Origin of the sequence: Pseudomonas sp. Yb2C2, assembly GCF_052112325.1 — a bacterium.
Classification (GTDB): Bacteria; Pseudomonadota; Gammaproteobacteria; order Pseudomonadales; family Pseudomonadaceae; genus Aquipseudomonas; species Aquipseudomonas marginalis.
Map to the genome: position 1 here is coordinate 60,501 of NZ_JAVAJK010000023.1, position 11,548 is coordinate 72,048.

13 protein-coding genes are annotated in these 11,548 nt (G+C 61.5%); 8 read left to right on the plus strand and 5 right to left on the minus strand.

Annotated elements, in window-relative coordinates:
- Window positions 1-13: 13 nt before the first annotated feature.
- On the minus strand, window positions 14-724 hold the full coding sequence (folM, locus tag Q8X51_RS26195; protein ID WP_065925977.1) for a dihydromonapterin reductase: 711 nt from the start codon (window positions 722-724) through the stop codon (window positions 14-16).
- A 57-nt stretch (window positions 725-781) separates the two neighbouring features.
- Window positions 782-1,342 (minus strand): antibiotic biosynthesis monooxygenase, encoded by a 561-nt coding sequence (locus Q8X51_RS26200; protein WP_407694723.1) that lies wholly within the window; start codon window positions 1,340-1,342, stop codon window positions 782-784.
- A gap of 214 nt (window positions 1,343-1,556) precedes the next feature.
- Between Q8X51_RS26200 and Q8X51_RS26205 the strand changes: the two genes are divergently transcribed.
- Window positions 1,557-2,516: a MerR family transcriptional regulator gene (locus tag Q8X51_RS26205; protein WP_407694724.1), complete on the plus strand. Its 960-nt coding sequence runs from the start codon at window positions 1,557-1,559 to the stop codon at window positions 2,514-2,516.
- A 2-nt stretch (window positions 2,517-2,518) separates the two neighbouring features.
- On the opposite strand, the gene Q8X51_RS26210 is transcribed toward Q8X51_RS26205, so the two are convergent.
- Both Q8X51_RS26210 and Q8X51_RS26215 read right to left on the minus strand, forming a co-directional pair.
- Entirely contained in the window at window positions 2,519-3,124 is a 606-nt protein-coding gene (locus tag Q8X51_RS26210; protein WP_065925980.1) for a hypothetical protein, read from the minus strand.
- Between the two features lie 59 nt (window positions 3,125-3,183).
- Window positions 3,184-3,651: a PAS domain-containing protein gene (locus tag Q8X51_RS26215; RefSeq protein WP_065925981.1), complete on the minus strand. Its 468-nt coding sequence runs from the start codon at window positions 3,649-3,651 to the stop codon at window positions 3,184-3,186.
- Window positions 3,652-3,780: 129 nt separating this feature from the next.
- Between Q8X51_RS26215 and Q8X51_RS26220 the strand changes: the two genes are divergently transcribed.
- Window positions 3,781-4,236: a flavodoxin gene (locus Q8X51_RS26220; RefSeq protein ID WP_407694725.1), complete on the plus strand. Its 456-nt coding sequence runs from the start codon at window positions 3,781-3,783 to the stop codon at window positions 4,234-4,236.
- On the opposite strand, the gene Q8X51_RS26225 is transcribed toward Q8X51_RS26220, so the two are convergent.
- Window positions 4,217-5,113, minus strand: coding sequence for a LysR family transcriptional regulator (locus Q8X51_RS26225; RefSeq protein WP_065925983.1), 897 nt, complete (start codon window positions 5,111-5,113; stop codon window positions 4,217-4,219). The two genes, Q8X51_RS26220 and Q8X51_RS26225, sit on opposite strands and share 20 nt — an antisense overlap.
- A gap of 98 nt (window positions 5,114-5,211) precedes the next feature.
- Between Q8X51_RS26225 and Q8X51_RS26230 the strand changes: the two genes are divergently transcribed.
- From Q8X51_RS26230 to Q8X51_RS26255, 6 genes are all read left to right on the plus strand, one after another.
- Window positions 5,212-5,598, plus strand: coding sequence for a CidA/LrgA family protein (locus Q8X51_RS26230; protein ID WP_407694726.1), 387 nt, complete (start codon window positions 5,212-5,214; stop codon window positions 5,596-5,598).
- Window positions 5,588-6,274, plus strand: coding sequence for an LrgB family protein (locus Q8X51_RS26235; RefSeq protein ID WP_065947207.1), 687 nt, complete (start codon window positions 5,588-5,590; stop codon window positions 6,272-6,274). Before Q8X51_RS26230 ends, Q8X51_RS26235 begins: the two co-directional genes overlap by 11 nt.
- A 153-nt stretch (window positions 6,275-6,427) precedes the next feature.
- On the plus strand, window positions 6,428-7,210 hold the full coding sequence (locus Q8X51_RS26240) for a class II aldolase/adducin family protein (RefSeq protein ID WP_407694727.1): 783 nt from the start codon (window positions 6,428-6,430) through the stop codon (window positions 7,208-7,210).
- Window positions 7,210-8,112 carry an alpha/beta fold hydrolase gene (locus Q8X51_RS26245; RefSeq protein WP_407694728.1) on the plus strand — a complete coding sequence of 301 codons (903 nt, stop codon included), beginning with the start codon at window positions 7,210-7,212 and terminating at the stop codon, window positions 8,110-8,112. The genes Q8X51_RS26240 and Q8X51_RS26245 overlap by 1 nt, the downstream gene beginning before the upstream one ends.
- Window positions 8,113-8,349: 237 nt before the next feature.
- A complete protein-coding gene (locus Q8X51_RS26250; RefSeq protein WP_407694729.1) occupies window positions 8,350-9,261 on the plus strand; it encodes an SDR family oxidoreductase in 912 nt (303 codons plus the stop codon).
- A gap of 482 nt (window positions 9,262-9,743) precedes the next feature.
- On the plus strand, window positions 9,744-11,522 hold the full coding sequence (locus Q8X51_RS26255; RefSeq protein WP_407694730.1) for a DUF1302 domain-containing protein: 1,779 nt from the start codon (window positions 9,744-9,746) through the stop codon (window positions 11,520-11,522).
- Window positions 11,523-11,548 lie beyond the last annotated feature (26 nt).

Here is an 11,548-nt window from a genome sequence, read left to right on the forward strand (position 1 = left end):
CCTCACAAACGGCTTACTTGATATGCCGCCCGCCGTTGACGGTCAGGGTGGTACCGGTGACATAGGGGTTGTCCAGCAGGTAACGCACACTCTGGTAGATCACCTCGGGACCAGGCTCGATGCCCAGGGCCGACTTGGCCAGCACCTTGGTGCGATAGGCCGCGTCGTCGCCTTCGTTGAACATCACCATCGCCGGGGCGATGCCGTTGACCTTGATCAGCGGCGCAAACTGCGTGGCGAACGACAGCGTGAGGCTCTCGAGCCCGGCCTTGGTGGCGCAGTAGGCGATGTGCTGGCGGCTGCCCTTGCGCACCACGTCATCGCTGATATGCACGATGTCGGCAGGTGTCGAGCGTTGCAGCAAGGGTGAACAATGCAGGTTGATCAGGTACGGCGCAAGCATGTGCACGCTGAACATGTCGGTAAAGGCACGGCTTTCGTCGCCCGGCGCCTCTGCGACCCAGGCCGAAGCGTTGTGGATGATCGCACGCAGGCTTTGGGTTTGGCTGTTCAGTTCAGCGATAAACGCGAGAATTCCGGCTTCGGTGGAGAAGTCGGCAAACACGCCGACTGCGCCACGCTCACGCAGGGCCTGCACGCCGGGGCGTTCGCTGCGGTAGCTGAAAATCACCGGCTGGCCTTCGTCCAGCAGGCGCTCGGCGCAATGCAGGCCGACACGCTGGCCGGCGCCGGTGATCAGGATCGGGGCGTTCGTTGCAGTCATGGGAGGCTCGCGTCGCTGGCAGGCGCAAATCATACCAGCGACGGGCCGCCCCTGTACTTACGCCGCCGCTTCGGAGGCCTTGCGAGGTGCTGGCGCTGGGTGCAGCCAGTTCGCCAGTAGGTAGGTCGACAGCGGAATGAACCAGTACACCATCAAGGGCGTGAGTGCCATTGTGCTGACCAGCACACGTGGCCCCAGCTCGAGTTCACTGAGCAGCGGCCCCATGACGAAGTTGAACAGCAGCGACACCGGGAAAAACGCCAGCCAGATCGCCACCGCCTGCTTCCAGCGTGGCGGACGCGCACCCGCTGCGCCAAACCAGCCATCGATGCCCCGTACACGGTGCTCGGACGGGTCGGCGAACAAATCGCTGCCACGGCTCAACCACGCACTGCGTGAGGCGGAAAACTCCCAGGCGTGCAGGGTCTTCTCATCGGCGAAGCGGAAAATGATCTGGAATTCATCGTCATTGGGCGGTGGGGCCAGCACGCCGGAGCCCAGGTAACCGGGGAAGTCGGTGGCCAATTGCTCGCCTTCGCGCAGCCAGGCCATCAGTTCTTTATAGCGCCCTTTGGCCACGCGGCGCGCAACCATCAAGGTGACGGGAGAGGTAGACATTGTGTATCTCCAAATGTACGGGTGCACTGGACCGTGTAGGTGGCGCACAGACGAAGCTGCGGGGTGTTGCAGCGACGTGTAAAAAGCAGGCAAGGATTATTCCTGTTTTACCCGAATACACCAGCGACATTGGTCCGAAAAGCGGGAAACTTGAAAAAGACAGGTGTAAAGGGGTTAAATGAGCGCCCAGTTGACGTTGGTTTTTTGGTTAAAAATGCCCGTGATTACTGCTTCGCTTGATAGTGTTTCGCATCTGGATTCCACTGGTTCCGATGAGCTGTTTCCGATCCGTGAAGTCTCGAGATTGACAGGCGTCAACCCGGTCACCCTGCGTGCCTGGGAGCGCCGTTATGGGCTGATACAGCCCACGCGCACCGAAAGTGGGCATCGCCTCTATTCCAAGGCCGATATACAGGCAGTCCATCGTATTCTCGATTGGATCGAGCGCGGCGTCGCCGTGAGCAAAGTGGGCAAGATCCTCGCTCGCGACGATCAGCAGGCCGAAGCCGTTCGTGCGCAGCGCGATGCGGTCGAGGAAAGTGAATGGCCGCAGTGGCAGACGCGGTTGATGCAGGCCGTCAGCGACTTCGACGACCGTCAACTGGAGCGTGTGTATGGGCAGGTCCTGGCGACCTACCCACTCGACGTGGTGTTCCAGGACATTCTGATGCCCCTGTGGAATGAGCTGTTGCGTCATCAGGGGCGTTTTGGCCAGGCCAGCGAGTGGTTGTTCTTCGACAACTTCCTGCGAGTACGTGCTTTGGAGCGCCTGCAACTGGCGTGTGCTTCACCCGTGCCGCGGGTATTGCTGGCGGCCATGGCGGGTGAGTGCCGCAAGTTGGAGTTGCTGGTGGCGGCGCTCTTGATGAGCCGGGATGACCTGGCCGTGAAAGTGCTGGGCATGGGACAGCCGTTTGACGAGTTGACGCTGGTCTGCGAGAAGACTCACCCACAGGCGCTGATCCTCTTCTCCAATTACTCGCATAACCATGATCTTGCGGGGCGCTTGAACCGCTTGGCGTTGACCCTGGATTGCCCGCTGCTGCTTGCAGGTGCGGCGTCGGATCTTGCCGAGGACGGCCTGGCCGGCACGTCCATCGGCTGCCTGGGCAATGAAGGTCGCTTGATGCGGCGGCGCTTGCAACAGTTTCTCAGCGGCGGGCTGGATACCTGATTTCAGGCATGCATGTGCGGGTGGACCAGGCGGTGCTGGTGCAGGATGAACTGACGCAGACGCTCGGTTTCATCCACGTCGCTTTGGCTCAAGCGGTAGGCAAACAAACCCCGCGCCGTTTCCCGCTCGAATGCGCCGCGCAGCGCGATGCGTTCGTAGCCCGACGGGCTGAACCACAGGGAAAAGGTTTTTGGCGGCTTGATCCGGCCGCGAATCTCCACCAGCACACCCTTGAATGACACTTCATGCACCCGCAGGGCGCCAGCAGCGCCACGGATGTTCTCCAGCGCCACCGGCGTTTCAAGCGCCAGGCGCCACGGGCGTATCATTGGCCCGTCTTCGAAAATACTCGGCACGCCCAAACGCAGATGCACCGCATTGAACTCATCCTCTACCAGATGCAGGGGGAAGGTCAGTTGCTGGTTGTCGAACTGCGCCTGGATGGTGAGGTGGTCGTGGGCGGCCAGGCGGGTGAGCAAGTCGCGAATCTGTGCACCGCCGTTGACGGTCAGGCTCGACGAAGCATCCCGCAGGTTGAGTTGCGGGTTGTGCTGCATGCTCTGAATGAAATCCAGCTCATCCTGGGTCAGAAGCGCATTGCGTTGCATCGTGCTTGCTCAATGGAGGGGTGTTAAAGTGCCATTATCCGCTGTTATGGCCGCAGTTTCTAAATTTTGTTTAATCCGCTTGTCGCTTTGAGCGCTGCCAGCTCGGCCTTGACCTCGGCCAGTTCACTTTCCAGCTGCGCGACACGCTGCTGGGCCTTGACCTGGAGCGTGACGTCCTTTTGTACACCGACGAAATACGTCTGCTTGTCCGCGGCGTTGTAAACCGTTGAAAGGGACAGTTCGTTCCAGAAGTGGCTGCCGTCCTTGCGGTAATTACGCAGGGTTTCCCGGCAGGCACCGCCGTTCTCCAACGCGTCACGGATGGCCATCAGGGCCGGCTGGTCGCGGTCGCCGGATTGCAGGAAGCGGCAATCCTGGTAGAGGATTTCGTCGAGGGTGTAGCCGGTCAGCCGTTCGAATGCAGGGTTCACGTAGATCAGCGGCTTGTCCTTGCCTTCTCTTTCAGCGACGACGATGCCGTCGTTGGAAGCGTTGATCACCATTTGCATCAGCTTGGCGTTAATCATTGAGCGGTCCATGGCTTGTGATTGGAGTGGGCAGTTTAAGACATGCCTTGAATCTTGCACGGCGGGCGCCGAAATATTTGCGCCAGCTGCTAATATCCCAGGCTTTCGCTCAACTACAGGATCAGATTGATGAAAGTCGCCATCCTTTCCGGCTCGGTGTACGGCACGGCTGAAGAAGTCGCGCGCCACGCCGCCGACCTCCTCAACAAGGCCGGCTTTGAGGCCTGGCACAATCCCCGTGCGTCCTTGGCGGATGTAATAGCCTTCAGTCCGCAAGCCTTTCTGGCGGTGACCTCCACCACCGGCATGGGCGAATTGCCCGACAACCTGCAACCCCTGTATTCAACCATTCGCGACCAACTGCCCGCCGCTTGGCGCGGCCTGCCCGGCGCAGTGATCGGCCTGGGCGATGCCAGCTACGGCGACACCTTCTGTGGCGGTGGCGAGCAAATGCGCGAGCTGTTCGGCGAGTTGGGTGTGCGTGAAGTGCTGCCGATGCTGCGCCTGGACGCCAGCGAAAGCGTCACCCCGGAAGCCGACGCCGAGCCATGGCTGGCCGAGCTGGTCACTGCACTGCGCGCTTGACCGGAAACTCGCGTAACAACGCCAGCCAGGCCTGGGCGGCTTTCGACAGGTAGGCGCCCTCACGCCAGATAAAGGCAATGTCCCAGCGCAGGTAGTCGGGCGCCTTCAACGTCAGGCGCACCACCCCAGGTCGCACCAGCCCACGGGCGACCACGCTGGGCAGCAGCACCACGCCTTGGCCGGCGGCCACCAAGGCTGCGAGGAAGTCCGCCTGGCCGCTGCGGCCGATTTCCTTCGGGGTAAAACCCAACTGCTGACACGCCTGCATCAGGCGGTCGTTAAGCACAAAGCTGCGCTGGTACATCAGGAACGGCGTGTCCGCCAATTCCTCAAGGCGCACCTGGGCGTTGTCCGCCAGGGGATGGTCAATCGGCAGCAGTGCGTCCAGGGGTTCATCGCAAAAGGCTTGCCAGGCAAACGCCGGGTCATTGGGTTTCAAGCTGCCGCCCACTTCCAGCTCACCGCTCAGGATGGCCTGTTCGATATTGCGGCTGCCACCCTCCAGCAACTGGATGATGACGTTCGGGTAGCGCCGGCGGTACTCGGCAAACAACCCGGCGAACAGCGTGTCACCCGCCAGCAGCGGCAGGCCCAGGCGCAACTCGCCGCGGGTGAGCTGCTGCATATCGTCCAGCTCGCTCAGCAGTTCGGCTTGCAGGCGCAACATGGCTTCGGCGCGTTGCAGCACGACCTGGCCGGCGGCGGTCAGGCGGATCTGCGAGCCGATACGATCGAGCAGCGGCGTGCCCAGGCTTTGCTCCAATTGCGCGACTTGCTTGCTGACGGCGGACTGGCTGATATGCAGGGTTTTCCCTGCCTGGGTAAAGCCCCCTCGGTGGATCACTTCGACAAAGCTGCGCAGCTGTTTGAATTCCATCGGCCTGATTCCAGTTTGGAATGGTTGGCAGTCTAACAATTCGCTGTGGGGATGGAAGGCCGCGCTCTAAAATGGGGGCCTGCGAGGACCCAAAGCCCATGAAACGTTTTTCCTTCAAACACCTTGGCCGTTTGCTGACTGAATTGGTTGTGCTGCTCGCGATTTATCTGCTGGGCACCCAGTTGGCGACCTGGCTGGCCTGGCCCATTCCCGGTGGCGTGGTGGGCCTGGGCCTGTTGCTGGCAACGTTCGCCAGCGGCCTGGTCAAGCCGGCGGCACTGCAATTGGGCGCCGGGGTGTTGATGGCCGAGATGCTGCTGTTCTTCATCCCGGCCCTGATGAGCCTGCTCGATTACGGCGGCCTGCTGCGCAACGATGGCTGGCGCATCCTGTTGGTGATCGGCTTGAGCACGCTGGCGGTGATGCTGGTCACGGCATTTACGGTGGAAGCCGTGTGCCGCTGGAGGTTGCACCATGAAGCTTGAACTGATGCCGGTGTTCTGGCTCGCCTTGACCCTGGGCGCCTACGTATTCAGCCGCTGGCTCTACCGGCGTACCGGGCGCTACCTGCTGTCGCCGCTGATCCTGGTGCCGGCACTGTTGTTGGCGGTGGCCGTGCCGATGCACACCGCCTATGCCGAATACGCCACCGACACCCACTGGCTGATGCTGGTGCTGGGCCCGGTGACCGTGGCGTTTGCCGTGCCGATCTGGCAGCAGCGCCGCTTGCTGGCGCGGCACTGGCCGGCGTTGCTGCTGGGTATGGTGGCGGGCAGTGTGGCGTCGATCGCGACTTCGTTCGGCCTGGCGAAGGCACTGGCGCTGGACGGTGCGGTGACGCTGTCGCTGGTGCCGCGCTCGATCACCACACCGTTCGCCATGCCGGTGTCTTCCGACCTGGGCGGCGTGCCGGAGCTGACGGCGGTGTTTGTGATGTTCACCGGTGTGTTCGGCGCCATGCTCGGTGGTGTATTGCTCAAATGGCTGCCGCTGCGGACACCCCTGGCACGTGGCGCGTTGTTTGGCGTGGGCGCCCACGGTGCGGGTGTCAGCCGCGCCCATGAAGTGGGCGGCGAAGAGGGCTCGGTCGCCGGCCTGGTGATGGTGTTGACGGGGTTGCTCAACCTGTTTGCCGTGCCTTTTCTGGCGGCGCTTCTCTGACGCGCTTTAAACAAATTTCAACTATTCTCTGAACTGACCCGCTCGGTCATCAAGCTGGCTGCCAAGGCAACTCCGGCGGCCATGAGGTCTGACTAGACTGGCCCATCACACAAAAAAACAACAATAAGACAGTGCGCCAAGGAGGTCATCGCCGTGAGCCTAGCCCCCGTTCTATCGCCGCAGAATGTCAAAGACCAGGTCAGCGCTGCCGAATGGCAGACCCGCGTCGACCTGGCGGCCTGCTATCGCCTGGTGGCGCTGCATGGCTGGGATGACCTGATCTTCACCCATATCTCGGCCAAGGTGCCGGGCACCGATGATTTCCTGATCAACCCGTATGGGCTGATGTTCCACGAGATCACCGCGTCCAGCCTGGTCAAGGTCGATCAGGCCGGCCACAAACTGATGGACAGCCCCTACGACATCAATCCGGCGGGCTACACCATTCACAGTGCCATCCATGAAGTGCGCCACGATGTGACGTGCGTGTTGCACACCCATACCGCCGCGGGTGTGGCCGTCGCTGCACAGAAGCAGGGCGTGTTGCCCATCAGCCAGCAATCGATATTCGTGCTGTCGAGCCTGGCCTATCACGCCTACGAAGGCGTGGCCTTGAACCACGAAGAAAAAGCCCGCTTGCAGGCCGACCTCGGTGATAACAGTTTCCTGATGCTGCACAACCATGGCCTGCTGACCTGCGGCAGTACCATTGCCGACACCTTTCTGATGATGTTCACCTTCCAGCGTGCCTGCGATATTCAGGTGCTGGCGCAGAGCGGCGGCGCCGAATTGATCGCCATCGGGCCGCAGATTCTTGCCGGTGCCAAGGCGATGGTGGCGGCTGTCACAAAGAGCGCCCAAGGCATGGGCGGCGCGCTGGCCTGGCCGGCCTTGCTGCGCAAATTGGAGCTGCAAGACCCGGGGTATAACCGCTGATGCCACTCGCCGAAATCCCGCTCAGAGTCTGGCGCAAGCGTGGCCAGGATTTCGTCTTTCGCGGCCGTACTCTTCGCTATTGGGTGGCCGGGCAGGGCGAACCGCTGCTGCTGATCCATGGCTTCCCCACGGCCAGTTGGGACTGGCATTACCTATGGCAACCCCTGGCCCAGCGGCACTTGGTGATCGCCTGCGACATGCTCGGCTTCGGTGACTCGGCCAAGCCGCTGGACCACGATTACTGCCTGCTGGAACAGGCGGACTTGCAACAGGCCCTGCTCGAACACTTGCGAGTGGAACAGCCGGTGCATGTGTTGGCCCACGACTACGGTGACAGCGTCGCCCAGGAACTCCTGGCCCGGCACTACGAAGGCCGGTTTGAGATGGCCAGCTGTGTGTTCCTCAATGGCGGGTTGTTCCCCGAAACCCATCGCCTGGCGCTGGTGCAAAAACTCTTGCTCAGCCCCCTGGGCTGGATGATCGGCCGCGCCTTCGGGCGCAATGCCCTGGCGGACAGCTTCAGCCAGATATTCGGCCCCGACACCCACCCCAGTGAAAGTGCCCTGGATGATTTCTGGAGCCTGATCAACGGCAACGACGGCACGCGGATCCTGCACAAACTGATCGCCTACGTCCCCCAGCGCCGTCGCCTGCGTGATCGCTGGGTCGCCGCCATGCAGCGCGGCGAAGTGCCGTTGCGGGTGATCGACGGCGAAGTGGACCCGATCTCCGGCGCGCATATGGTCGAGCGTTACCAGCAACTGGTGCCCGACGCCGACACGGTGTTGCTGGCCAATATCGGCCACTACCCGCAGATCGAGGCGCCGGTGCAGGTGCTCAGGCACTACCAGGCCTTTCGTGATCGGCTCCGGCAGCCGGCCTCGCAAGTGGCCTATTCCTGATCCCGAATCCTTTTCTGTAGGAGCGAGCTTGCTCGCGAAAATCGTCAACGATAACGTGGGAATCCTGGCACCACGCGGCGCTCTGGGATTTTTCGCGAGCAAGCTCGCTCCTACAGAGAGACGAGTCATCATCCCCCAGCCTTATCGAGCACCATTCAGCCTCCGCCGTATTTATTGTGACCGCAGGCGCGTTGCCGGACACTCGAACCATTCCCATTGTCGCCAGCGGAGTTCGGTATGAGTGAGTCAGTGCAGTTCCAGGATAAGGTCGTGATCGTCACCGGTGCCGGCGGCGGATTGGGCCGGGCCCATGCGCTGCTGTTCGCCAGGCACGGGGCCAAGGTCCTGGTCAACGACCTCGGCGGCTCTACCCAGGGCGAGGGCGCCAATGCGTCCGCCGCCGACCGAGTGGTGGCCGAGATTCGTGCTGCGGGCGGTGTCGCCGAGGCCAACCATGACTCTGTCATCGACGGTGACAAGATCGTCCAGAACGCCCTCGACGTCTTCGGCCGCATCGACGTGGTGGTCAACAACGCCGGCATCCTACGCGACAAAACCTTCCACAAAATGGACGACGCCGACTGGGACCTGGTTTACCGGGTGCATGTCGAAGGTGCCTACAAAGTCACCCGCGCCGCCTGGCCCCACCTGCGTGAGCAAGGCTACGGCCGGGTGATCTTCACCGCGTCCACCTCGGGCATCTACGGCAACTTCGGCCAGTCCAACTACGGCATGGCCAAGCTCGGACTGTACGGCCTGACCCGCACCCTGGCCCTGGAAGGGCGCAAGAACAACATCCTGGTCAATGCGATTGCCCCTACCGGCGGTACGCGCATGACCGAAGGCCTGATCCCGCCGCAAGTATTTGAGCGCCTCAAGCCGGAACTGGTCAGCCCGCTGGTGGTGTACCTGGGCAGCGAAGCGTGCCAGGAAACGTCCGGGCTGTTCGAGGTCGGTGGCGGCTGGATCGGCAAGACCCGCTGGGAGCGCAGCCTGGGCGTGGGCTTCGACCCTGAAGCCGGGTTCTCCACCGATGATGTGGCGGCGCATTGGGCGCAGATCTGCGACTTTGAAGGCGCAGCCCACCCCAACGACAACATCGAAGCGTTGAAGGAGATGATGGCGAACTTGCAGAAGTACAGCCTGTGATCGTTGCTTGAAAAAGCTTGAATCCCACGGGGCGCTGATGGCGCCCCGTTTTATTTCAGGCAAAAAAAAGCCGCTGCAAACGCAGCGGCTGAAGTCAGACGTTGGATCAAGGAGCGACAAATCAACGTCAGTGAACACGGGTAACAGATTGAAAAAAGGCATCAATCCATTCGAGTCTGGCTGTTCTTCCCGATGGGGAAACGGGCTGTTTGCCCTGAAAGCGAGGCAAGAATAGTCGGTTGTTACAAAATGAGTAATCCCGATTCATGACAAGGACTGTTACTGAAAGCGCAACAGTTTGAGGGCGAGCCATCCATTCCCCTGATAACCCGCCATCCACCCAATCCATGGGCCCGCCCACACCCCGGCCAGAGCGGCTTGTCATCCTTTCGAGCGATAGAGCGAATCCCTCCTTGGTGCGCTTATCGCTCCTGATGCGCGGCAGTAGGGTGAGGCCTTCTGTCACTCACCGGGGAAGACGCATGACAAAAACAACAATGCGCGCCATCTTCACGCCACAGGCGCTGGCCGCTGCGGTTGCGTTGGGTTGCTGTGCCCAGGCACAGGCTGTTTCCTTCAACATTGGCGAGATCGAAGGGCAATTCGACTCCTCGCTGTCGGTCGGCTCGAGCTGGGGCATGCGCGATGCCGATAAAAAGCTCGTGGGCACCGTCAATGGCGGCACGGGCCAGGCTTCCACGGGGGATGACGGGCGTCTCAACTTCAAGAAGGGCGAGACCTTCTCCAAGATCTTCAAAGGCCTGCATGACCTGGAGCTGAAATACGGCGATACCGGTGTGTTCGTGCGCGGCAAATACTGGTACGACTTCGAACTCAAGGACGAAGACCGCGAGTTCAAGCAGATCAGCGACCACAACCGCAAGGAAGGCGCCAAGTCCAGCGGTGCGCAGATCCTCGATGCGTTCGTCTACCACAACTACTCCCTGGGCGACCTGCCGGGCACCGTGCGTGCCGGCAAGCAGGTGGTCAGTTGGGGCGAAAGTACCTTCATCGGCAACTCCATCAACAGCATCAACCCGATTGACGTGTCGGCGTTCCGTCGGCCCGGTGCCGAGATCAAGGAAGGGCTGATCCCGGTCAACATGCTGTTCGCGTCCCAGAGCCTGACCAACCAACTGACTGTGGAAGGGTTCTATCAGTTGGAATGGGACCAAACCGTGCTGGACAACTGCGGCACGTTCTTTGGTGGGGATGTGGCGGCGGATGGTTGCACCGGTAACTACACCGTAGGCAGCCCTGGTATCGCGCCGCTGCAGTCGATTGCAGCGAACCGCGGCCAGGGTTTTGTGGTGACTCGCGAGGGTGTGGTGGTACAGCGTGCCGGCGACCGTGATGCTCGGGATTCCGGTCAGTTTGGGGCGGCTTTGCGTTGGCTGGGTGACGACACCGAGTACGGTTTGTACTTCATGAATTACCACAGCCGCACACCCACCGTGGGCACCATCACCAACAACACCACGGCGCAAACCATCGGTGGCATCGCCGCCGCCGCGGGAGGTTTCGGGCAGGCCCTGGCCCAGAGCACCATGCTCGGCCGTGGCCAGTACTATCTCGACTACCCGGAAGACATCCGCCTGTTCGGCGCGAGCTTCTCCACCACCTTGCCCACCGGCACCGCGTGGACCGGGGAAATCAGCTACCGGCCCAATGCCCCGGTGCAGTTGAACACCACCGACTTGACATTGGCTTTGATCAATCCGATCGCCGGCCAACTCGCTTCACCCATCCGCAGCAACTTCGGTGACGACAACAAGGGCTACCGCCGCAAGGAAATCACTCAGATCCAAAGCACCATGACCCAGTTCTTCGACCAGGTCCTCGGCGCCGAACGCCTGACCCTGGTAGGCGAGGCGGCCGTCGTGCACGTGGCGGGCCTGGAGGACAAATCGAAACTGCGTTACGGCCGTGATTCGGTGTATGGCGCCTACGGTTTCCAGGGGGACACCGACGGTTTCGTCACCTCCACTTCCTGGGGCTACCGCGCACGGGCGATCCTCGACTACAACAATGCGATTGCCGGGGTGAACCTCAAGCCCAACTTGTCCTGGTCCCATGACGTGGCCGGCTACGGGCCCAACGGGATCTTCAATAAAGGCGCCAAGGCCCTCAGCGTCGGCGTGGATGCGGACTATCGCAGCACCTACACCGCCAGCCTCAGCTACACCGACTTCTTTGGCGGCGACTACAACACCCTGACCGACCGCGACTTCCTCGCCCTCAGCTTCGGCGTGAACTTCTGATTTGGCTTAAAGAAGGACAAGAATCC

Coding starts and splice junctions, on each gene's coding strand:
- folM (WP_065925977.1), bottom strand. CDS start 724: ATGACTGCAACGAACGCCCCGATCCTGATCACCGGCGCCGGCCAGCGT.
- Q8X51_RS26200 (WP_407694723.1), bottom strand. CDS start 1,342: ATGTCTACCTCTCCCGTCACCTTGATGGTTGCGCGCCGCGTGGCCAAA.
- Q8X51_RS26205 (WP_407694724.1), top strand. CDS start 1,557: ATGCCCGTGATTACTGCTTCGCTTGATAGTGTTTCGCATCTGGATTCC.
- Q8X51_RS26210 (WP_065925980.1), bottom strand. CDS start 3,124: ATGCAACGCAATGCGCTTCTGACCCAGGATGAGCTGGATTTCATTCAG.
- Q8X51_RS26215 (WP_065925981.1), bottom strand. CDS start 3,651: ATGATTAACGCCAAGCTGATGCAAATGGTGATCAACGCTTCCAACGAC.
- Q8X51_RS26220 (WP_407694725.1), top strand. CDS start 3,781: ATGAAAGTCGCCATCCTTTCCGGCTCGGTGTACGGCACGGCTGAAGAA.
- Q8X51_RS26225 (WP_065925983.1), bottom strand. CDS start 5,113: ATGGAATTCAAACAGCTGCGCAGCTTTGTCGAAGTGATCCACCGAGGG.
- Q8X51_RS26230 (WP_407694726.1), top strand. CDS start 5,212: ATGAAACGTTTTTCCTTCAAACACCTTGGCCGTTTGCTGACTGAATTG.
- Q8X51_RS26235 (WP_065947207.1), top strand. CDS start 5,588: ATGAAGCTTGAACTGATGCCGGTGTTCTGGCTCGCCTTGACCCTGGGC.
- Q8X51_RS26245 (WP_407694728.1), top strand. CDS start 7,210: ATGCCACTCGCCGAAATCCCGCTCAGAGTCTGGCGCAAGCGTGGCCAG.
- Q8X51_RS26250 (WP_407694729.1), top strand. CDS start 8,350: ATGAGTGAGTCAGTGCAGTTCCAGGATAAGGTCGTGATCGTCACCGGT.
- Q8X51_RS26255 (WP_407694730.1), top strand. CDS start 9,744: ATGACAAAAACAACAATGCGCGCCATCTTCACGCCACAGGCGCTGGCC.